The following is a 19,814-nucleotide window of genomic DNA, read 5'->3' as shown; positions in this document are numbered from 1 at the left end:
GTCAGGCCGGCCAATGATCAGGCGGCGAGCTTGCGCAGCACATATTGCAGGATGCCCCCGTTCAGGAAATATTCCAGCTCGTTGATCGTATCGATCCGGCACATTGCAGTGAAGGTGAAGGTCGAGCCGTCCGCCCGCTTGACGATCACGTCCACATCCTGACGCGGCTTCAAACCCGCGACATTCTGGATCGTGAAGGTCTCGTCACCCGTCAGGCCGTGCGAGTCCTTATTCTCGCCATTCTTGAACTGGAGCGGCAGCACACCCATCCCGACGAGATTCGACCGGTGAATACGCTCGAAGCTTTCGACGATGACCGAGCGGACGCCCAGCAGGTTCGTGCCCTTGGCCGCCCAGTCGCGCGACGATCCGGTGCCATATTCCTTGCCGCCGATGACGACCAGGGGCGTACCGTCCGCCTTGTGCTTCATCGCCGCGTCGTAGATCGGCAGGACCTCGCCTTCATAGCTCGTCATGCCGCCTTCAACGCCATCCAGCATCAGATTCTTGATGCGGATATTGGCGAAGGTGCCGCGCATCATGACCTCATGATGGCCGCGACGCGCGCCGTAGCTGTTGAAATCGGCCTGGGCGACCTGATGCTCGCTCAGCCATTTGCCGGCGGGGCTGCTGGCCTTGATCGAGCCGGCCGGCGAGATGTGATCGGTGGTGATGGAATCACCGAAGATCGCCAGCGGCTTCGCCTCGATGATGTCGTGGACAGGGGCCGGGGTCATGCTCAGCCCCTCAAAATAGGGCGGATTGGCGACGTAGGTGGACCCGGCGCGCCAGCTATAGGTGTCAGATCCCGTCACGTCGATCGCCTGCCAGTGCGCATCGCCCTTATAGACATTGGCGTAGCGCGCCTGGAACATCGCGCGGTCCATGCAGCCGGCCATGGTCGTGGCGACTTCAAGATTGGTCGGCCAGATGTCCTTGAGATACACGTCATTACCCGCCGTGCTGACGCCGATCGGAGTGGTGATAAAATCCTCGATCACCGTGCCCTTGAGGGCGTAAGCCACCACCAGCGGCGGCGAGGCCAGGAAGTTCGCGCGCACGTCGGGCGACACACGGCCTTCGAAGTTGCGGTTGCCAGAAATGACGGCCGCGGCGACCAGACCGTTCTCGTTGATCGCAGCGCTGATCGCGGGGGCCAGCGGGCCGCTATTGCCGATGCAGGTGGTGCAGCCATAGCCGACCAGGTTGAAGCCGACCGCGTCGAGATGCGATTGAAGGCCGGCGCGCACCAGATAGTCGGTGACGACCTGCGAACCGGGGGCGAGCGAGGTCTTGACCCAGGGCTTGGGCCTCAGACCCAGTTCGTTCGCCTTCTTGGCGACGAGGCCGGCGGCCACCAGAACGCCGGGGTTCGACGTGTTGGTGCAGCTGGTGATCGCGGCGATGGTGACGTCGCCATCGCCAATGTCGAAATCTTCACCCTCCACCGGAACGCGCGTCTGCGCCTTCTTATAGACGTTCGCCATGTCAGCGTTGAACACATCATCGACTTCGGGCAGCGACACGCGGTCCTGCGGACGCTTGGGACCGGCGAGGCTGGGGACTACGGTGGCAAGATCCAGCTCGAGCGTGTCGGTGAAGACCGGGTCGACGGCAGGATCGATCCAGAAACCCTGCTCCTTGGCATAGGCTTCGACCAGCGCGATATTCTCTTCGGTACGGCCGGTCAGGCGCATATAGTCAAGCGTCTTGTCATCGATGCCGAAGAAGCCGCAGGTCGCGCCATATTCGGGCGCCATGTTGGCGAGTGTCGCGCGATCCGCGAGGCTGAGCGAGGCGAGTCCGGGGCCGAAATATTCCACGAAACGCCCTACCACGCCCTTGGCGCGCAGCATCTGCGTGGCGGTCAGCACGAGGTCGGTCGCGGTCACGCCTTCCTTCATCTCGCCGATCAGCTTGAAACCGACGACTTCGGGGATGAGCATGGACACGGGCTGGCCCAGCATCGCGGCTTCCGCCTCGATACCACCGACGCCCCAGCCGAGGACGCCCAGGCCGTTAATCATCGTGGTGTGGCTGTCGGTGCCGACGCAGGTGTCTGGATAGGCGACAAGGGTGCCGTCGGGCGCTTCGCTCGACCACACGGCCTGGGCGATATTTTCCAGATTCACCTGATGGCAGATGCCGGTGCCGGGCGGCACAGCGTAGAAATTGGCCAGCGACTTGCTGCCCCATTTCAGGAAGTCGTAGCGCTCCATATTGCGCTGATATTCGATTTCCACATTCTGCTCGAACGCCTTGGGCGTGCCGAATTCGTCGACCATGACCGAGTGGTCGATGACGAGATGGACGGGGACCTGCGGGTTGATCTTGCTGGCGTCGGCGCCCAGCGCGTTCATCGCGTCGCGCATGGCGGCAAGGTCGACGACGCAGGGAACGCCAGTGAAATCCTGCAACAGAACGCGCGCGGGGCGATACTGAATTTCGCGCTCGGCCTTGCCCCTGTCCTTCTGCCAATCGACGATCGCCTGAATATCCTCGACCGTGACGGTCACGCCGTCCTCGAAGCGGAGCAGGTTCTCGAGCAGTACCTTCATCGAGAATGGGAGCTTCGACACGTCACCGAGCTTTGCCGCAGCCCGCTTCAGCGAATAATAGGCAATGTCCTTGCCTCCGACAGCCAGCGTGTCGCGTGTACCCAGAGTGTCCTGTCCGATGGCGGTCATAAGTCGTGCGTCTCCTCGCATAAACCCGGACCGCGCGGGCGAAAGGAGCCGACATTCCACCAGTATCTCGCCCGATCATCCCTAACCGCGGCAAGGTGGAGGGATGCGCCCCAACCGACGGTCGAAGCGGGTGTGTCCCGATGTTGCAGCGCCATAGCGACTGCCGCCCGGGAGTCAAATGCGCTGGCGCATTTTCCGTAGCCGCGCGCTCAACCGCGCCTTGTGCCGGAGGATATAAAATGGCGCTGCCGCGTTGTCGTGAACAATTCCATAATGATATGAGGAGACGACCATGCGCCCCCATTCCAACTCTGCGTCGGGCAAGTCGTTCGACCCCGCTGCGCGCGGGTACATCATCCATTATCACGCGGGCGAAGCCAATCATTGCCCGGGATGCGGTCGAAGCCAGTGGCTGGTTGGCCGCACCATGGCCGAGTGCGCCTATTGCGAGACCGCGCTGCCACTCGATCATGGGACCAATCAGGGATTGATCGCCCGCTTCGTTCAGACTCGGGGACCCATAACGGAAATGGATGGTGGACAGTTACCGCTCGCCTGAGGGCCGCATCGTTCAGGCCGGTGCGACACCTTCCACCTCCACCACATCGTCACCGGCATAATAGCCGGTGACCCGCACGCGTTTTTCGACATGATCCACCGGCACGCGCAGCAGAATGAGGCGGAAGGTCCCGCCCAGATCGCGCTGGAGCAGGAAGCCGGCGCTATCACGCACCAGCCGTCCCGTCTCGTTCACCCCAGCGCCAACCCCTTGCATGGCGTCAGTCTATCGCGTTTTTGATGCCCTTGCCAGCCAACAAGCCAAGGACGAGGAAGATCGCAAACAGCACGATCGCCACGATGAACAGGATTTTCGCGATTCCGACGAATGTGCCGGCCGCTCCGCCGAATCCCAATATGGCGAGCACGGCCGCGATGACGAGGGAGATGATGGCAAGACGGATCATCGGAATATCCTTTTTGAATCAGCGATGATCCTGAAACGGCCATGGGCGGGCGCGGTTCCGTGCCGCGCCGCTGGCCTTTCCAGCCCTGACGTGCGACAGCCCATCAGGTAATTTAGTAGGTTCCGTCCTTGCCTTCATCATCCTTCACACGTCGCGCGATGCTGCGCGCGGTCGCCGGGTTCAGCGGCTCCGCCCTGCTTCCAACGATCGTACCGGCATGGGCGGGCAGCGGATCGCACGGGCTCGTGACCGCAGGGGGGGATTCGCTTTCGGGTGAGGCGATCGCCCTTGCCATCGGTCGAAGCGATGTCATGCTTGGCCGTCGGCGCGGCCATGCGGTGACGGTGAACGGCTCGCTGCCCGGCCCGCTGATCCGCCTGCGCGAGGGGCAGAATGTTCGTCTCTCGGTGACCAACACTCTTACCGAGGATAGTTCGGTCCACTGGCACGGCCTGCTCGTGCCGTTCCAGTTTGACGGCGTCCCCGGCGTCAGCTTCCCCGGCATCCGGCCCGGCGAGACCTTCACTTACGACTTTCCGGTTAAACAGGCCGGCACATATTGGTATCACAGCCATTCGAACATGCAGGAGGCGATGGGCCTTTATGGCGCGATCGTCATCGACCCTGCCGCTGGCGATCAGGTGCAGGCCGATCGCGAACATATTTTGGTCCTGTCCGACTGGAGCTTCACACATCCGCATATGCTGCTGCGGCGGCTCAAGCAGATGGGCGGCTATTATAATCGCCAGCGCCAGACGGTGGCCGGATTGCTTGCGGGGCGCGATCAGCCGATCGGCGAGCGGCTCGACTGGGCGGCGATGCGCATGGACCCGACCGATATTTCCGATGTCACCGGGTCCACCTACAGCTATTTGATCAACGGCCATGACAGCGTCGGCAACTGGACCGGGCTGTTCACGCCGGGTGAGCGCGTGCGGCTGCGAATCGTCAATGCGTCGGCGATGACGAATTTCAACATCCGCCTGCCGGGCCTGGCGATGACCGTGGTGCAGGCGGACGGGCAGGATGTGATCCCGGTCGAAACGGACGAATTGCAGATCGCCATCGCCGAAACCTATGATGTCGTCGTTCAGCCCCCCGAAGCGCGCGCCTATGGCTTCATTGCCGAGGCCATCGACCGATCAGGCCAGTGCCGCGCGACGCTGGCTCCGGCGATGGGCCTCGCGGCATCCATTCCGCCGATCCGCAAGCGCCCACTGCTCACGATGCGGGACATGGGAATGACCCATGGCGCGACTGCCATGCCCGCGATGGACCATGGCGCTATGGATCACGCGGCGATGGGCCATGCCGCGCCGCCCACTTCGACCGCGCCCGAAGGTCATGGCGCGATGAAGATGCGCGACGCGACGTCGGCGCCCGCTGTCCCACTCGGGCCGGGCGTCGCGAGCCTTTCACCTATGCCCACGGACCGCACGGGAGACCGCCCGACAGGCCTCGATGATGTGGCGCATCGCGTGCTCACCTATCGCGACTTGCGCGCAGCGCTGCCAAACCCGGACACGCGGCCGCCCGGCCGGTCGATCACCCTGCATCTGACCGCCAATATGGAACGCTATATGTGGTCGTTCGACGGCGTTAAATATAGCGACGGCGCCGATCCCATCGCCTTACATCTGGGGGAGCGCGTGCGCATCACGCTGGTCAACGACACCATGATGCCCCACCCCATCCACCTGCACGGCCATTTCTTCGAACTTTTGACGGGCGCGGATGATGACAGCGCAAAGCCGCGCAAGCATACGGTGAACGTCCTGCCGGGCGGCAAGCTGAGCTTCGACCTTACGGCTGATGCGCCTGGCGACTGGGCTTTCCATTGTCACATGCTGCTGCACATGCATGCAGGCATGTTCCGCGTCGTGACGGTGCGCGAGGGCCGGACGTGAAAGCCTTGCTGGCCGCCACGGCGCTCATCCTCTCCGTCGCCCCAGCGGGCGCGCAGGATCATAGCGGGCACGACATGGCCGACATGCCCGATATGGACATGAGCGTCCTGCCTCCCCCGGCGGACGTGCATGAGGAAAGTCGTCCGAGCACAGTCTTACCAGGGACGCGCATTCCCGCCGGTCATGCCGCCGAGGCGCTGTTCGATCCAGCCGCCATGGCGCGAGCGCGCGCCATGCTTTCCCGCGAGAGCGGCGGAATGCTCTTCAGCATGCTGCTGGTCGACCTGCTCGAAACGAGATGGCAGCATGGCCGCAACGGTTATCGCTGGGAGGGGGAGGCATGGTTTGGCGGCGACATCGACCGGCTCACCATCAAGACGCAGGGCGAAGGCATGCGCGACCGCCACGACGATGCCGAGGTCCAGGCACTCTGGTCCCATGCGATTGACCCGTGGTTCAATCTTCAGCTTGGCGTGCGGCAGGATTTCCGTCCTGCGCCGGCGCGTACCTATGCGAGCGTCGGCATCGAAGGACTTGCACCCTACTGGTTCAAGCTCGCCGCCACGGCCTTTCTGTCAGACAAGGGAAAGCTGACGGCGCGGGCAGAGGCGAGCCACGACATCCGGCTGACCCAGCGCCTGCTGCTTACGCCGCGTGCAGAGGTCAATCTTTCAGCCGGTGGCGCTATGTTGCGAGAGGCCGAACTCGGTGCGCGCCTCGGCTATATGATCGAGCCGCGCTTCACGCCGTATATCGGCGTGGAATGGAGCCGCATTCGCGGGTCGCGCTCGCGTGCGGCTGACCAAGATCGAAGTGCGACGCGCGTCGTTACAGGCCTGCGCTTCTGGTTCTGAGCGCCCCCTGTCAGATCCAGCCTTCGAGCACCTGATTGGGCGGGCGGTGGCCATCGGCCCATGTCCGGATATTGGCGATCACCCGCGCCCCGGTCGCGTCCCGCCCCTCGAACGTGGCCGATCCCATATGCGGCAGCAGAACGACGTTGGACAGTGACAACAGCCGCAAATCGATCGCCGGCTCGTGGGTGTAGACGTCCAGCCCCGCGCCGCCGATCCGCCCTTCCTCCAGCGCCGCGATCAGCGCTGGCTCGTCGGTGATTTCGGCGCGCGACGTGTTGATGAGGTAGGCGTCCGGGCGCATCAGCGCGATCCGGCGCGCACTGATCATGCCCCGGCTATCGGCATTGAGCGGACAGTTGATCGACACGACATCGCACTCGCCGAGCAGCCCGTCGAGATCGGGATACCAGACCGCGCCCAGTTCCTGCTCCACCTCGAACGGCAGGCGGTGGCGATTATGATAGGCGATCGACAGGCCGAAGGCGCGCGCACGGCTCGCCACCGCGCGGCCGATGCGGCCCATCCCGACGATACCCAGCCGCTTGCCCGAAATCCGGTGTCCCAGCATGCCCGACGGGCTCCAGCCGCGCCACTCGCCGGTCCGCACCAGCTTCTCGCCCTCGGCCAGACGGCGGGGGACGGACAGGATCAGCGCCATCGTCATGTCGGCGGTATCTTCGGTCAGGACGCCGGGGGTGTTAGTCACGATGATCCGCTTTTCGCGCGCGGCGCACAGGTCGATATGATCGACGCCACTGCCAAAGCTTGCGATCAGTTGCAGCCGCTCGGGCGCCGCCGCGATCAGCGCGCCGTCGATCTGGTCACTGATGCAGGGGACCAGCACATCGCACTGCCCCATAGCGCGCGACAAGGCGGGGCGATCCATCGGCACGTCGCCGACATTGAAACTCGTGTCGAACAGTTCCGCCATCCGCGCCTCCACATTGGGGGGCAGGCGGCGGGTCACGATGACCCGCGGCTTGGCGGGGCGCGGTTTCTTGGCCATGACCGGCCGCTATGCCCCGCCGCGCATCCGGTCAAGGGTTTATCCCCGGAATCGGACCCGAGTGGCCAACTGAGCGGTTGTCGGTCATACGCGCCAGCGGCTATGAAGGCGGCGACGGCGCTCACGGGACCATGAGTTGTATATGAAGCTATATTTGCTGGGCGGATATATTGCCGCCAGCCTTTTAGGAGCGACCCCCGCGGCTGCCGCCCCTGCCCGCCCTGTGCCCTATTGGGCATCCATCTCAGAGGACGAGGCGCGGATGCGGGTCGGGCCGAGCCTCGATTATCCTTCGAACTGGATTTATCGCCGCCGCGACCTGCCGGTGAAGGTCGTGCAGGTGCTGGGCTTGTGGCGCAAGGTCGAGGATTCGGACGGCACGCAGGGTTGGATGCACGTCCGGTTGCTGAGCGACACGAAAACGGGCGTCGTGACCGCGCCGGTGGCGCCCTTACGCGAATCCCCGAGTGATGGATCGCGGGCACTGTTTCGCGCCGAAAAGGGCGTCGTCGGCCGGCTATCCTCCTGCTCGTCGGGATGGTGCGCCTTCGACGTGCGCGGCCAGCGCGGGTTTATCAGGATCGGTGACATGTGGGGCGGCGCGCAATAATCGCACGCCGCTTGCCCTGCCCCCTGCCCTCGCCTAAAGGGTCAGGCCATGCTCGAAACGAACGCCGCGCCCGCTCCGCTCGACCTTACCGGTCGCGCGCTGTTCCCGCACCGGCATCTGTTGTCGATCGCCGACCTCAAACCATGGGAGATCCGTTTTCTGCTCGATGAGGCGGAACAATGGGTGCGCGCCAATCGCGGCCATGCCCGCAAGCATGACGACCGGCTGGCGGGAATGACCCAGATCAACGCCTTTTTCGAAAATTCGACGCGCACTCTCCTTTCCTTCGAAATTGCAGGGAAACGGCTGGGCGCCGATGTCGTCAACATGGCGGCGGCCACGTCCAGCCTGAAGAAAGGCGAAACGCTGATCGACACGGCCATGACGCTAAACGCCATGTATGCCGATGTCATCGTCATCCGCCATGGCAGTTCGGGCGCGGTGCGCCTGATCGCGGACAAGGTAGACTGTCCGGTGCTGAATGCCGGCGACGGCTGGCACCAGCATCCGACACAAGCCCTGCTCGACGCGCTGACGATCCGTCGGCGCAAGGGCAGTTTCGAGGGGCTGGTGGTGGCCATTTGCGGCGATGTGCTGCACAGCCGGGTCGCTCGCTCCAACATGCTCTGTCTCGCCGCACTGGGTGCGCAGGTGCGCGCTGTCGCCCCGCCAACGTTGATGCCGCCAGAGGTCGAAATGCTGGGCGCAACACCCTTTCATCGCATGGATGCGGGGCTTGACGGCGCTGACGTCGTGATGATGCTGCGGCTCCAGAACGAGCGGATGGACGGCGCTTTCATTCCTTCGCCGCGCGAATATCATATGCTCTACGGCCTCACGCCCGAGCGGCTCGCGCTGGCCAAGCCCGATGCGCTTGTCATGCACCCTGGACCCATGAACCGGGGCGTGGAAATTTCAAGCAGCGTCGCTGATCACCCGGAACGCTCCGCCATCACCGAGCAGGTGGAAATGGGCGTGGCGATGCGGATGGCCTGCCTCGACGTGCTGACGCGCGGCGCGAGGGGGGTGGAAGGATGGTCTTGACCAGAATTGCCATCGTCAACGGCAGGCTGGCCGATCCGGCCGGGTCCGATCTGGCCGCCGGGGTCATACTGATCGAGGGCGACCGGATCGTCGCGGCGGGCGACCTTCCCGTGCCTGACGATGCAGAAAGGATCGACGCTCATGGCCTGGTCGTGGCGCCGGGCCTCGTCGATCTCGGTGTGTTCGCGACCGATAAGCCGGCTTTTCATTTCGGTGGCATCACCCGGGCGGCCCTGATGCCCGACCAGTCGGCTGCGCTCGATGATGTCGGCCTGATCCGGCACGCGACCCGCGCGGGCAAGCCGGATTTTTGGGTGCACCCCATTGCAGCGGCGACGCGCGGCCTCAAGGGCGTGGAACTGGCCGAAATCGGCATGATGCAGGCGGCAGGCGCGAAGGCGGTCGGCACGGGACGGCAGTGGATCGCCGACTCGGGCGTCATGCTGCGCGTGCTGTCCTACGCGTCGGGTCTCGGGCTGACCGTCATATCGCATGCGGAAGATGGCGGCCTTACCGCCAGGGCCGTCGCCACCTCGGGGGAGACCGCTACCCGGCTCGGCCTGCCCCACGCGCCCGCCTGTGCCGAGGCCATGGCGATCGCGCGTGACATCATGCTGGTGCGCCAGACTGGTGCCACCATTCACTTTCGCCTGGTGACGACGAAAGCCGGCTTCGATCTGGTTCGCGCCGCCAAGGCCGAAGGGCTTAAGGTGACCTGCGGGATCAGTCCAGCCTACCTGTTCCTGTCCGACAATGCCGTCACCGATTTTCGCACCTTCGCCCGGCTGTCGCCGCCGCTGCGATCCGAAGATGACCGCAAGGCCGCGATCGCAGCCGTCGCCGATGAGACCATTGACGTCATTACCTCCAGCCATGATCCGCGCGGCCCCGAGGATAAGCGCCTGCCCTTCGCCGATGCCGCTCCGGGCATGGCGGGCGCGGAAACCCTGCTCGCGCTATCGCTCAATCTGGTGCGGGAGGGGCATTTGTCCATCAACCGGTTGATGACGCTGCTCAGCGCCAATCCGGCGCAGATATTGGGCGTTCAGGCGGGCAGCTTCGCGGCCGGAAGCGCGGCCGACCTCATCTTCGTCGATCCCGACACGCCATGGATCGTCGATTCGGCCAGAATGGCTGCACAGGCCGGCAATACGCCGTTCGACCGCGTGCCGGTTCAGGGCCGGGCTCGCCGCATAATGAAGGGCGGCATGTTCCTGTAATCTAGTGCGCCGGAACCCGGTCCGTTCTCACGCGCTTGCCGCAGATGCATGATGAACTGGACCAGCCCCTGAACGCGACCATAGCGCATGAGGTGCATGTCAACGCACCATGGAAAATCCCGCCCCGGGCATGGTGGGAAATATTGAAGCGGGTCTACACAGCCATGGGCGCAAACCATCTTTCGCTGCTTGCCGCGGGAGTTGCTTATTATGCGTTTTTAAGCATTGCGCCGCTGCTGGCCGCCGTCGTCCTGACATATGGTCTGATCGGTGATCCTCGCCTCGTCGCGGATCATATGCAATCGATCATCACTGTCGTGCCGCAGGATGCCGCCAAGCTCATCTACGATCAGTTGATGGCGATCGTGACCACCACCAAACCGGCGGTCGGGTTCGGCCTGCTGCTGGCGCTTTCGCTTGCGGTCTATGGCGCCATGCGGGCCGCCTCCGCCATCATCGAGGCGCTCAACATAGTCTATGAGGAGAAGGAAGCGCGATCGATCTTCGCATTCTATCGCGTATCGCTGGGCATCACCTTTTCTTCGGTGATGGTCGTCGTCGTCGGCGTGCTGACCGCTTCGGTGATCGGCTTCCTTCAAGATCTGGCCGACGGCTGGGGTGCGGCCGCCATCATTACAGCCAAGCTGACCACATGGATCGTCGCGGGTGGTTTTGCGAGCGCGGTCCTTGCGCTCATCTACCGGTTCGGGCCGCACCGCCGCAAAGCCAGGTGGCAATGGCTGACCATCGGGTCGGTGACGGCGACACTTTTCTGGCTGCTGGCCACGCTCGGCGTGTCCTTCTACGTCTCGCGCTTTGGCAATTATAACGAGACCTATGGCTCCCTTGGCGCGGTCGTTGTCCTGCAACTATGGCTGTACGTATCGTCCTTCGTGGTCCTTCTTGGCGCGCAGATCAACCAGGAGGCCGAGCGGCAAACCAGCGCCGATACGCAGGTAAAAGAACCCACTGCATATTGAGGTTTATTGCCTTGCCCTCCCCCGCTGCCCACGCTAAAGCGCCCTCCTTCGCCGGTACAGGAGTGTAGCTCAGCTGGTAGAGCGTCGGTCTCCAAAACCGAATGTCCTCGGTTCGAATCCGGGCACTCCTGCCAAAGCCATTTAGCGGCAACCCTTGTTTCTGACAGGGTTTGCGGCTAGATGCGCCGTCGATTTGTGTCGCGAAGCCATGCGGCCGCACCCCCGGACGCCGAACAGGGCGGGATCGGGAGGGCGGAGTGTTGCTTCGCGCTTTGGTGTTGGTATTGAAGGTGAACGGGCAGCGCGATGGCCAAGACTTCTCCCGGCGAGTTCGTCAATCAGGTCAAGACCGAAGCGTCGAAGATCGTGTGGCCATCCAGCCGCGAAACGGTGATGACCGCCGTTATGGTCGTCATCATGACGACGACACTCGGCCTTTTCTTCTTTGGCATCGACACCTTTTTCGGCGCGATTGTCCGGTGGCTGCTGGCGTTCGCCGCAGGGCAGGCATGAGCGGTTCGACGGGATATTTTGGGAGTTTGAAACGGTAACATGGCGCGCTGGTATATCATCCACGCCTATTCGGGCTTCGAAAACAAGGTCAAGGAATCCATTCTTTCCGAAGCCGAACGCATGGGCCTGACCCAGCTGGTCGAGCAGGTGGAAGTGCCCACCGAGACCGTGACCGAGGTCAAGCGCGGCAAAAAGGTGCAGGTCGAGCGCAAGTTCATGCCGGGCTATGTCCTCGCCAAGCTGGCGATGAACGACGATGTCTATCACCTCGTCAAGAACACGCCCAAGGTCACCGGTTTTCTGGGATCTATGGGCAAGCCCCAGGCGATCAGCGAGACCGAGGCCGCGCGCTATTTCGGGGCCCGCAAGGAAGCAGAGGCCGCGCCCAAGCACAAGGTCAGCGTCGATTACGAGATCGGCGATGCGGTCAAGGTGCTCGACGGCCCCTTCGCCAGCTTCAACGGCACGGTCGAGGAACTGGATTTCGAAAAGAACCGGGTCAAGGTGTCGGTGTCGATCTTCGGCCGCGCCACCCCGGTCGAACTGGATTTCGAGCAGGTAGAGCTTTCCAAATAAGGAGCTTTGCCGTGCTCCTGCGAAAGCAGGAGCCTAGGGCGCCGGGGCGATGCTTAGCCGCCCTGGACTCCTGCTTTCGCAGGAGCACAAAGATTTCCGGGAAACCGGGAATAAGCGCGGGAGGCGATCTTCGGACCGCTGCTTGAACCGCTAAACTTGAACCGGGCGTGCCTTCTGGCTCGCCCAGCAACAGAGTGAGTAATAATGGCCAAGAAGATTACGGGCTATATCAAGCTCCAGGTGCCCGCTGGAGATGCCAAGCCTGCCCCGCCGATCGGCCCAGCCCTGGGTCAGCGCGGCGTGAACATCATGGAATTCTGCAAGGCGTTCAACGCGCAGACGGCCGGCATGGACAAGGGTACGCCGCTGCCCACGATCATCACCGTCTATGCGGACCGCAGCTTCACCTTCACGATGAAGCAGCCGCCCGCGACCTTCCTCATCAAGAAGGCCATCGGCCTCAAGTCGGGTTCCAAGGAACCGGGCAAGGTCGTGGCCGGCAAGATCACCCGCAGCCAGCTGGCCGACATCGCGCAGGCCAAGATGGTCGATCTGAATGCGAACGACATCGACGCTGCAACGAAGATCATCGAAGGCTCCGCTCGCGCGATGGGCCTCGACGTGGTGGAGGGCTAAGATCATGGCAAAGCAGACCAAGAAGGCTAAGGCACTCGCCACCACGATCGACCGTGAAAAGCTGCATGGCGTCGATGAGGCGCTGGGCCTGATCAAGACTCACGCGACCGCCAAGTTCGACGAAAGCGTCGAGATCGCGATCAATCTGGGCGTCGACCCGCGTCATGCCGATCAGATGGTCCGTGGCGTCGTCACGCTCCCGGCCGGGACAGGCAAGGACGTCCGCGTCGCCGTGTTCGCCCGTGGCGACAAGGCTGAAGCGGCAACCGCCGCCGGCGCCGACATCGTGGGTGCCGAAGACCTGCTGGAGAGCATCCAGGCCGGCAATATCGATTTCCAGCGCGTCATCGCGACGCCGGACATGATGGGTCTCGTCGGTCGCCTCGGCAAGGTCCTGGGTCCCAAGGGCCTGATGCCGAACCCGAAGCTTGGCACCGTGACGCCGAACGTCGCCGAAGCCGTGAAAGCCGCCAAGGGTGGCCAGATCGAATTCCGCGTCGAAAAGGCCGGCATTATCCATGCGGGCCTTGGCAAGTCGAGCTTCACCGCCGAAGATCTGCGCAAGAATTTCGACGCCTTCGTCGACGCGATCGTCAAGGCGAAGCCGTCGGGTTCGAAGGGCAAATATGTTCGTAAGATCGCCCTGTCGTCCTCGATGGGCCCGGGCGTGAAGGTCGACGTGGCGGAAGTCGCCGCAGTCTGATTTTCATGCTATAGACAATAGGCAAGCCTCCTTCCTTGGAAATGGGGAAGGAGGCTTTCTTATTTTGTTATCTGACCAAACTACATCCGTTCGTCCTGAGTAGGTGCTGAGCTTGTCGAAGCGCCGTATCGAAGGATCGCGCCCAAACTTCTCCTTCGATACGCCATTTCGACAAGCTCAATGGCTACTCAGGACGAATGGTGGTGGAAATGAACGGGGTCAGGGAATTCCCTGATTCAAGGACCGGGGTTTGTGACCTGCCACCCTGGGTTCCGGCTTTTGCCGGAACACATAAGGTTCTCATTGATGCCGTCGGTAGAGGCGGAATCGCACTCCCGATGGATAAAAAACATGGCATTCGAAACTCTCCCCCCCATCCTCGCCCAGGCGCTGACCACGAAGGGCTATGAGGCCCTGACCGAAGTGCAGGCCTCTGTCATCGAGCCAGAGGCGATCGGGCGCGACATGATCGTGTCGGCGCAGACCGGATCGGGCAAGACGGTCGCCTTCGGCCTCGCCATGGCTAGCGAACTGCTGAACGAGGAAGGCCGCCTGCCCCCGCCCGCCTGGCCGCTGGCGCTGGTGATCGCGCCGACGCGCGAACTGGCGTTGCAGGTCAGCCGCGAGCTGGAATGGCTTTATGCCGGCGCGCGCGCGCGCATCGCAACCTGCGTCGGCGGCATGGACGCCGCGCGCGAGCGAAAGGCGCTGGCCCAGGGCGCGCATATCGTCGTCGGTACGCCGGGGCGCCTGCGCGACCATCTGGAACGCGGCGCGCTCGACCTCTCCGCGCTCAAGACCGCCGTGCTCGATGAGGCCGACGAAATGCTCGACATGGGCTTTCGCGAGGATCTCGAAGGCATTCTCGACGCGACGCCCGAAGGCCGCCGCACCCTGCTTTTCTCGGCGACCATGCCCAAGCCCATCGTGACGCTGGCCCGTCGCTATCAGAAGAACGCGTTCCAGATCGCATCGACCTCCGCCGACCGGGGTCATGGCGATATCAGCTATCAGGCGATGACGGTCGCCCCCTCCGAAATCGAAAATGCGGTCGTGAATCTGCTGCGTTTTCATGAGGCGGAGACGGCGATGCTGTTCTGCGCGACCCGCGACAATGTACGCCATCTGCACGCGAGCCTCACCGAACGTGGCTTTGCCGCCGTCGCGCTGTCGGGCGAGCATAGCCAGAACGAGCGCAACCATGCGTTGCAGGCGCTGCGCGACAGGCGCGCGCGGGTCTGCGTCGCGACCGACGTCGCCGCACGCGGCATTGATCTGCCTACGCTGACGCTCGTCGTCCATGTCGAAATTCCGCGCGACGCCGAAACCATGCAGCATCGTTCTGGTCGCACCGGCCGCGCGGGCAAGAAGGGCACCGCCGTCCTGATCGTCCCCTATCCGCGCCGTCGCCGGGTAGAAGGGATGCTGCGGGGCGCAAAGATCCCGGTCGAATGGGTGCCGGTGCCAAGCCGCGAAGCGATCGCGGCGCAGGATGCCGAACGACTGCGTGCGCAGCTACTGGCGCCGATGGAGCTGGAAGAAGCCGACTGGACATTGGGTGCCGAGTTGCTCGCCGCCAAGAGCGCCAAGGAAATCGCGGCGATGCTGGTCCGCAGCGCCCGGGCAGCCATGCCCGCGCCGGAAGAAATGCTGGACGCCAGCGAAGCCCCGCCGCGCCGGGAAGGGCCGCGTCCGGGCTTTGAGGACACTCAGTGGTTCCGCATGGATATCGGCCGCAGCCAGAATGCCGACCCGCGCTGGATATTGCCGCTGATCTGCCGTCGCGGCCATGTGTCGCGCGGCGATATCGGCGCGATCCGCATCACGACCAGCGAGACAATGTTCGAAATCCCCAAAGCGATCGCATCGCGCTTCATTGCGGCGGTCAAGCGCTCGAGCGAAGCCGGCGATGAGGGCGCCGACGTGACCTTCGAACCGGTCGAAGGCGCACCGCGCGAGGAAGCACGCGAAAATCGCAAGCAATTGCGTCCGGCCAATGGCGACAGGCCCAACCGCAGCGGCCCGCCGCGCGGCGGTCCTAGGGGCTCGGCCCCGCACAGCCCCCGCCCGTTCAAGGGCGCCGGTGCTGGCGGTCCTCGCAAGGGCCCGCCCCGCTCACGGGGGTAATTGCTCATCCGTTCGATCCGGGCGGTCGGGAATAGCTCCCGGCAGCCCGGATCGAATGGGCGCACCATTTTATTTAACGCCGCATAGCGTCAGCATGCGCCCGGCCAGCTCGCGTTCGCCCACCACGACATGGGGCACGCCAAGCCCCTCCAGATAGTCTACCTCCGCATCGCTATGGGCGCGGGCGACGACCTGAAGATTGGGGTTCAGGCGCTGCGCATGTTCATGGATCGCGCCGCCCTCGAAGCCTTCGGGCACGGCTATCAGCAGATGACGCGCCTCGCAGATACCGGCCGCGCGCAGGTGCCTGTCCTCCAGCGCATTGCCGCGCACCAGCGGAATGCCCGCCTGCCGGGCTTCCTCCGCCTTGTCCGCATCATCCTCGATCACCATGAAAGGCAGGTTCCGCTGTGCCAGCCGGTCTGCGATCAGCTTGCCGACACGCCCATAGCCGACCAGCACGACATGGCCGATCGCCGGGCGGGCGGCGGCGACGCGTGCATCCTCTTCGTCGGTTTCCTCCTGCTTGCGGCCCCGCACGACCAGAGAAAACAGGATCGGATTGAGGAAGATCGAGATGATCGCCCCCGCCAGGATCAGGTCGCGTCCTTCTGCGGGCAACACGCCAAGCCCGGTGCCGAGCGTGACGAGGATGAAGGAAAACTCGCCGATCTGCGCCAGGCTGACCGCGATGGTGAGCGCGGTGTCGCCAGGATGGCGGAACAGGCGAACGATGGCGAAGGCGGCGATCGATTTGCCGATGATGATGATCGCGACGGTAGCGAGCAGTGGCAGCGGCTGATCGATCAGAACACGCGGATTGAACAACATGCCTACCGACACGAAGAACAAGACGGCAAAGGCATCACGCAGTGGTAGCGTCTCTTCTGTCGCACGACGGCTGAGCGGGGTTTCGCCCAGGATCATGCCGGCAACGAACGCGCCCAGAGCGAAAGATACGCCGAAAGCATAGGCAGCGCCAAAAGCCACGCCCAGCGCGATCGCCAGCACGGCGAGGCGAAACAGCTCGCGCGACCCGCTATGGACCACCCAGTGCAGCGTCCAGGGGATGATGCGCCGGCCCACGACGAGCATCAGCGCGACGAATCCCGCCACCTTGAGCAACGTACCCAGCAATGGCGCCAGCAGCGCGCTCGCGCCGCCGGTTCCGTCGGCATTGTTGATGACGTCGGCCAGCGCCGGCAGCAGCACCAGCGCAAGAACCATCACCAGATCTTCGACGATGAGCCAGCCGACCGCGATGCGCCCACGCCGCGTCTCGACCAGATCAGCACCCTGAAGCGCGCGCAGCAGCACGACCGTGCTGGCGACAGAGAGCGCGAGGCCAAAGACGATGCCGCCCATCAGCGGCCAGCCCATGACATGCCCCAGCCCCATGCCGAGCACCGCCGCCACGGCAATCTGAACCAACGCGCCGGGGACCGCGATGTTTTTGACCGACAACAGGTCCTTGAGCGAAAAATGGAGGCCAACGCCGAACATCAGCAGGATGACGCCAATCTCGGCCAGTTCGTTGGCAAGGCCTGCGTCCGCCACGAAACCTGGCGTAAAGGGGCCGACCATGATGCCGGCGACCAGATACCCGACTAGCGGTGATAATTTGAGGCGATGGGCGATCGAGCCCATGATGAAGGCGACGACAAGGCCGGCGACGATGGTGCCGATCAGGGGCGTGTGATGGGGCATGAATGGCTTTCGTTCAGAAGTGGTGGACGACACGACCACCGGGCGCAAGGCCTCTCATCGGCCTAGCATGTTTCCGTCGGAACCGGACCGCATGATTGCGGCCAGCGTACCGGGCTCGTCCCGCTCGACGGGAGCGGACATAACGGTCAACGCGGGAAAGGGGGTGCTCTGGCAAGCCGCCTGGTCAGGCCGATGGCGGCGGGCGGACCGGCTGGCGGCAGTCGGACAAAGGCATCAACCCCTGCCGCCGCCGACATGATGACAACGGCATCGACCGGCAGAATCGCGACCGGCGCTTCGGGGAGCGACCGATCAGATCCATCCGGGTCGGCCGTTTGCAGCAAGGAAGACGGAACGGACGAGCGCGATTTGAGCGCTACCGCACTCGTCGCCGGATTGAACGCCGATCCCGCCTGTCGACTCGATGGTGGCCCAAGCGGAGTTAGCGCGCACACCAGCGCCAGCATGATCGTCAACCACAGCGCCGCGAGAAAGAGCGTGCCGCCCTTTTCTGTATCGGCTCTGTAATCCGATCGGCTCATTCTGCTCCCTTTTTACCAGGCTCTATTATAGGAAGCGCAGCGGCAAAAACCACCCTTCCTCGCCGGTTCGGCCGGTTGACATCGCCCGAACCTTCCACTAACGGGCCACATTCCCGCGCGGGTCAGCAGGACTTTTGGTCTTCGGTGAGTTGCGTAAAGCAGTTTTGAACGAGAAGAGATAAGCCATGTTCGCTATCGTGCGCACAGGCGGCAAGCAATATCGCGTCGCCGCCGGAGACAAGATCGTCGTCGAGAAAATGGCCGGTGAGGCCGGTGACAAGATCACGCTGGACGACATCCTGCTGGCCGGCGACGGCGGCGACCTCAAGGATGTCGGCGGCCTGACCGTCGCTGCCGAGATCATCGCCCAGGCAAAGGGCGAGAAGGTCATCGTCTTCAAAAAGCGCCGCCGCCATAATTATCGCCGCAAGAACGGTCATCGCCAGCGTCACACGATTCTCAAGATCGTGTCGATCGGCGCCTGAGCCGCAGCTAGAAATTCGAGGAGTTTAGGTCATGGCACATAAGAAAGCTGGCGGTTCGTCGCGCAACGGTCGCGATTCTGAGTCGAAGCGCCTTGGCGTCAAGAAGTTCGGCGGTCAGGAAGTGATCGGCGGCAACATCATCATCCGTCAGCGCGGCACCCGCGTCTATCCCGGCCGGAATGTCGGCATGGGCAAGGATCATACGCTGTTCGCTCTGGGCGAAGGCCGCGTAACCTTCCACTCGGGCAAGCTCGGCCGCAAATATGTATCGGTCGACGCGCAGGCGGAAGCCGCGGAATAACGGACGACATGACGGGTCGTCCTTGAAAAAGGGGCGATCCTCCCGATCGGCAAGCTGAAAAACTTGACGTCGGTGTTCGAGGGAAAAAGGGGGCGCTCCTATTGTGGGAGCGCCCCCTTTTTCCGTTTGTCGCGCTCTCTCATTCATTTCCCTCAAGTCACTGGAACTCCACGCATTCTCGCGCGTCCTGCGGGCGGGGATCATCCAGACCAGACCGTCTTCAAGCCGTCATCATTCGCGGCCAAAGGCGCATTCAGAAGAGGAGAGACGATCATGTTCGCCCGCACCCCCCGCCTGCTCCTTCGGCCAGGCTGGATGGAAGACGCCCCCGCGCTCGCCGAAGCGATCGGCAACGACGCGGTGCTCCGTAATCTGGCGGCAGCGCGCAGTCCCTACGGATTGACGGAAGCGCAGGCTTTTCTGGCGCGGCCGCTGGATCATCACATGCCCCAACTGCTTGCCTTCACCCGCACGCTTGGCGCGCCTCGCCTCGTGGGTGGCTGCGGCATTTCGCAAGCGCCCGACGGGACGCCGGAACTCGGCTACTGGATCGCGCGGCCCTATTGGGGGCTCGGCTTCGCGACGGAGGCTGGCCAGGCGGTAATGAGCATCGCCCGCGCCACCGGCCTGAGCGGGGTGCGCGCATTCCACTTCGCCGACAATCCCGCGTCAGGCAATGTCCTGCGCAAGATCGGCTTCCGCTTCACCGGACGCACTGAGACACGCTTTAGCGCCACACGCAGGGCCCCCGTCGATTGCCTGCTATTCGAAGAGAGTGCGGTCGCGCGCATGGCCAATGACCCGGCGCTCGAACTTTATCGCGATGGCGGGCCTGCGCTCGCGGCCTGAAGATGATCGGGCAAGCGAGCAAGGAGCCGCATCGCCCGGTCCGGACAAAGATCGACAGCGCGATTCCAGTTGGCTGAGCGGGACGGTTTAATTCCCGGC

The 19,814-nt window shown here is 63.6% G+C and carries 21 protein-coding genes and 1 tRNA gene; 16 read left to right on the top strand and 6 right to left on the bottom strand.

Annotated elements, in window-relative coordinates; translation table 11 throughout:
* Positions 1 to 17: 17 nt before the first annotated feature.
* A complete protein-coding gene (gene acnA / locus WG907_RS06000) occupies positions 18 to 2,687 on the bottom strand; it encodes an aconitate hydratase AcnA (protein ID WP_340231743.1) in 2,670 nt (889 codons plus the stop codon).
* A 292-nt stretch (positions 2,688 to 2,979) separates the two neighbouring features.
* On the opposite strand from acnA, the gene WG907_RS05995 reads away from it, so the two are divergent.
* The gene (locus tag WG907_RS05995) at positions 2,980 to 3,246 is read left to right on the top strand and encodes a hypothetical protein (protein ID WP_340231742.1); all 267 of its coding nucleotides are present in this window, start codon (positions 2,980 to 2,982) and stop codon (positions 3,244 to 3,246) included.
* A gap of 12 nt (positions 3,247 to 3,258) precedes the next feature.
* On the opposite strand, the gene WG907_RS05990 is transcribed toward WG907_RS05995, so the two are convergent.
* Both WG907_RS05990 and WG907_RS05985 read right to left on the bottom strand, forming a co-directional pair.
* Positions 3,259 to 3,462, bottom strand: a complete 204-nt coding sequence (locus tag WG907_RS05990) for a DUF5818 domain-containing protein (RefSeq protein ID WP_340231740.1) — start codon at positions 3,460 to 3,462, stop codon at positions 3,259 to 3,261.
* A 4-nt stretch (positions 3,463 to 3,466) separates the two neighbouring features.
* A complete protein-coding gene (locus WG907_RS05985; protein ID WP_340231739.1) occupies positions 3,467 to 3,652 on the bottom strand; it encodes a DUF1328 domain-containing protein in 186 nt (61 codons plus the stop codon).
* A 128-nt stretch (positions 3,653 to 3,780) separates the two neighbouring features.
* Here WG907_RS05985 and WG907_RS05980 point away from each other — a divergent pair, with 128 nt between their 5' ends.
* Both WG907_RS05980 and WG907_RS05975 read left to right on the top strand, forming a co-directional pair.
* Positions 3,781 to 5,559 (top strand): copper resistance system multicopper oxidase, encoded by a 1,779-nt coding sequence (locus WG907_RS05980; RefSeq protein WP_340231738.1) that lies wholly within the window; start codon positions 3,781 to 3,783, stop codon positions 5,557 to 5,559.
* Complete coding sequence (locus WG907_RS05975; protein ID WP_340231737.1) at positions 5,556 to 6,413, top strand: copper resistance protein B; 858 nt, start codon at positions 5,556 to 5,558, stop codon at positions 6,411 to 6,413. The genes WG907_RS05980 and WG907_RS05975 overlap by 4 nt, the downstream gene beginning before the upstream one ends.
* A gap of 10 nt (positions 6,414 to 6,423) precedes the next feature.
* On the opposite strand, the gene WG907_RS05970 is transcribed toward WG907_RS05975, so the two are convergent.
* Complete coding sequence (locus WG907_RS05970; protein WP_340231736.1) at positions 6,424 to 7,422, bottom strand: 2-hydroxyacid dehydrogenase; 999 nt, start codon at positions 7,420 to 7,422, stop codon at positions 6,424 to 6,426.
* Positions 7,423 to 7,564: 142 nt separating this feature from the next.
* On the opposite strand from WG907_RS05970, the gene WG907_RS05965 reads away from it, so the two are divergent.
* From WG907_RS05965 to WG907_RS05920, 10 genes are all read left to right on the top strand, one after another.
* Complete coding sequence (locus tag WG907_RS05965) at positions 7,565 to 8,032, top strand: SH3 domain-containing protein (protein ID WP_340231735.1); 468 nt, start codon at positions 7,565 to 7,567, stop codon at positions 8,030 to 8,032.
* Positions 8,033 to 8,080: 48 nt separating this feature from the next.
* Positions 8,081 to 9,076: an aspartate carbamoyltransferase catalytic subunit gene (locus WG907_RS05960; protein WP_340231733.1), complete on the top strand. Its 996-nt coding sequence runs from the start codon at positions 8,081 to 8,083 to the stop codon at positions 9,074 to 9,076.
* Positions 9,073 to 10,296 carry a dihydroorotase gene (locus WG907_RS05955; RefSeq protein ID WP_340231732.1) on the top strand — a complete coding sequence of 408 codons (1,224 nt, stop codon included), beginning with the start codon at positions 9,073 to 9,075 and terminating at the stop codon, positions 10,294 to 10,296. The genes WG907_RS05960 and WG907_RS05955 overlap by 4 nt, the downstream gene beginning before the upstream one ends.
* A 44-nt stretch (positions 10,297 to 10,340) precedes the next feature.
* Positions 10,341 to 11,276: a YihY/virulence factor BrkB family protein gene (locus WG907_RS05950; RefSeq protein ID WP_445326765.1), complete on the top strand. Its 936-nt coding sequence runs from the start codon at positions 10,341 to 10,343 to the stop codon at positions 11,274 to 11,276.
* 58 nt (positions 11,277 to 11,334) lie between these two features.
* Positions 11,335 to 11,410: transfer RNA gene (locus WG907_RS05945), tRNA-Trp, on the top strand.
* Positions 11,411 to 11,582: 172 nt separating this feature from the next.
* Entirely contained in the window at positions 11,583 to 11,789 is a 207-nt protein-coding gene (gene secE / locus WG907_RS05940) for a preprotein translocase subunit SecE (protein ID WP_340231731.1), read from the top strand.
* A gap of 39 nt (positions 11,790 to 11,828) precedes the next feature.
* A complete protein-coding gene (gene nusG / locus WG907_RS05935) occupies positions 11,829 to 12,365 on the top strand; it encodes a transcription termination/antitermination protein NusG (RefSeq protein WP_340231730.1) in 537 nt (178 codons plus the stop codon).
* A 204-nt stretch (positions 12,366 to 12,569) separates the two neighbouring features.
* Positions 12,570 to 13,001 carry a 50S ribosomal protein L11 gene (gene rplK, locus WG907_RS05930; RefSeq protein ID WP_340231729.1) on the top strand — a complete coding sequence of 144 codons (432 nt, stop codon included), beginning with the start codon at positions 12,570 to 12,572 and terminating at the stop codon, positions 12,999 to 13,001.
* 4 nt (positions 13,002 to 13,005) lie between these two features.
* Positions 13,006 to 13,704, top strand: a complete 699-nt coding sequence (rplA, locus tag WG907_RS05925; protein ID WP_340231728.1) for a 50S ribosomal protein L1 — start codon at positions 13,006 to 13,008, stop codon at positions 13,702 to 13,704.
* Between the two features lie 351 nt (positions 13,705 to 14,055).
* Entirely contained in the window at positions 14,056 to 15,831 is a 1,776-nt protein-coding gene (locus WG907_RS05920; protein ID WP_340231727.1) for a DEAD/DEAH box helicase, read from the top strand.
* A gap of 69 nt (positions 15,832 to 15,900) precedes the next feature.
* Here WG907_RS05920 and ybaL read toward each other — a convergent pair whose 3' ends face one another.
* Both ybaL and WG907_RS05910 read right to left on the bottom strand, forming a co-directional pair.
* Positions 15,901 to 17,538 carry a YbaL family putative K(+) efflux transporter gene (ybaL, locus tag WG907_RS05915; RefSeq protein WP_340231726.1) on the bottom strand — a complete coding sequence of 546 codons (1,638 nt, stop codon included), beginning with the start codon at positions 17,536 to 17,538 and terminating at the stop codon, positions 15,901 to 15,903.
* A 146-nt stretch (positions 17,539 to 17,684) separates the two neighbouring features.
* On the bottom strand, positions 17,685 to 18,080 hold the full coding sequence (locus WG907_RS05910; RefSeq protein WP_340231724.1) for a hypothetical protein: 396 nt from the start codon (positions 18,078 to 18,080) through the stop codon (positions 17,685 to 17,687).
* 185 nt (positions 18,081 to 18,265) lie between these two features.
* Between WG907_RS05910 and rplU the strand changes: the two genes are divergently transcribed.
* The 3 genes from rplU (at position 18,266) to WG907_RS05895 (ending at position 19,715) form a co-directional block, all read left to right on the top strand.
* A complete protein-coding gene (rplU, locus tag WG907_RS05905; RefSeq protein ID WP_340231723.1) occupies positions 18,266 to 18,565 on the top strand; it encodes a 50S ribosomal protein L21 in 300 nt (99 codons plus the stop codon).
* Positions 18,566 to 18,596: 31 nt separating this feature from the next.
* The gene (rpmA, locus tag WG907_RS05900) at positions 18,597 to 18,866 is read left to right on the top strand and encodes a 50S ribosomal protein L27 (protein ID WP_340231722.1); all 270 of its coding nucleotides are present in this window, start codon (positions 18,597 to 18,599) and stop codon (positions 18,864 to 18,866) included.
* Positions 18,867 to 19,139: 273 nt separating this feature from the next.
* The gene (locus WG907_RS05895; RefSeq protein WP_340231720.1) at positions 19,140 to 19,715 is read left to right on the top strand and encodes a GNAT family N-acetyltransferase; all 576 of its coding nucleotides are present in this window, start codon (positions 19,140 to 19,142) and stop codon (positions 19,713 to 19,715) included.
* The last annotated feature ends 99 nt before the right edge of the window (positions 19,716 to 19,814 follow it).

Source organism: Sphingobium fluminis (genome assembly GCF_037723805.1).
In the GTDB taxonomy this organism is placed as follows: Bacteria; Pseudomonadota; Alphaproteobacteria; order Sphingomonadales; family Sphingomonadaceae; genus Sphingobium.
Note: the sequence above shows the minus strand (reverse complement) of the source record. Positions and strands in the feature narration are given on the sequence as shown.

Bases quoted from the DNA above. Each gene is read 5' to 3' on its own strand.
- acnA (WP_340231743.1), bottom strand. From the start codon at position 2,687: ATGACCGCCATCGGACAGGACACTCTGGGTACACGCGACACGCTGGCT.
- WG907_RS05995 (WP_340231742.1), top strand. From the start codon at position 2,980: ATGCGCCCCCATTCCAACTCTGCGTCGGGCAAGTCGTTCGACCCCGCT.
- WG907_RS05990 (WP_340231740.1), bottom strand. From the start codon at position 3,462: ATGCAAGGGGTTGGCGCTGGGGTGAACGAGACGGGACGGCTGGTGCGT.
- WG907_RS05985 (WP_340231739.1), bottom strand. From the start codon at position 3,652: ATGATCCGTCTTGCCATCATCTCCCTCGTCATCGCGGCCGTGCTCGCC.
- WG907_RS05970 (WP_340231736.1), bottom strand. From the start codon at position 7,422: ATGGCCAAGAAACCGCGCCCCGCCAAGCCGCGGGTCATCGTGACCCGC.
- WG907_RS05965 (WP_340231735.1), top strand. From the start codon at position 7,565: ATGAAGCTATATTTGCTGGGCGGATATATTGCCGCCAGCCTTTTAGGA.
- WG907_RS05960 (WP_340231733.1), top strand. From the start codon at position 8,081: ATGCTCGAAACGAACGCCGCGCCCGCTCCGCTCGACCTTACCGGTCGC.
- WG907_RS05950 (WP_445326765.1), top strand. From the start codon at position 10,341: ATGCATGATGAACTGGACCAGCCCCTGAACGCGACCATAGCGCATGAG.
- secE (WP_340231731.1), top strand. From the start codon at position 11,583: ATGGCCAAGACTTCTCCCGGCGAGTTCGTCAATCAGGTCAAGACCGAA.
- nusG (WP_340231730.1), top strand. From the start codon at position 11,829: ATGGCGCGCTGGTATATCATCCACGCCTATTCGGGCTTCGAAAACAAG.
- rplK (WP_340231729.1), top strand. From the start codon at position 12,570: ATGGCCAAGAAGATTACGGGCTATATCAAGCTCCAGGTGCCCGCTGGA.
- rplA (WP_340231728.1), top strand. From the start codon at position 13,006: ATGGCAAAGCAGACCAAGAAGGCTAAGGCACTCGCCACCACGATCGAC.
- WG907_RS05920 (WP_340231727.1), top strand. From the start codon at position 14,056: ATGGCATTCGAAACTCTCCCCCCCATCCTCGCCCAGGCGCTGACCACG.
- ybaL (WP_340231726.1), bottom strand. From the start codon at position 17,538: ATGCCCCATCACACGCCCCTGATCGGCACCATCGTCGCCGGCCTTGTC.
- WG907_RS05910 (WP_340231724.1), bottom strand. From the start codon at position 18,080: ATGAGCCGATCGGATTACAGAGCCGATACAGAAAAGGGCGGCACGCTC.
- rplU (WP_340231723.1), top strand. From the start codon at position 18,266: ATGTTCGCTATCGTGCGCACAGGCGGCAAGCAATATCGCGTCGCCGCC.
- rpmA (WP_340231722.1), top strand. From the start codon at position 18,597: ATGGCACATAAGAAAGCTGGCGGTTCGTCGCGCAACGGTCGCGATTCT.
- WG907_RS05895 (WP_340231720.1), top strand. From the start codon at position 19,140: ATGTTCGCCCGCACCCCCCGCCTGCTCCTTCGGCCAGGCTGGATGGAA.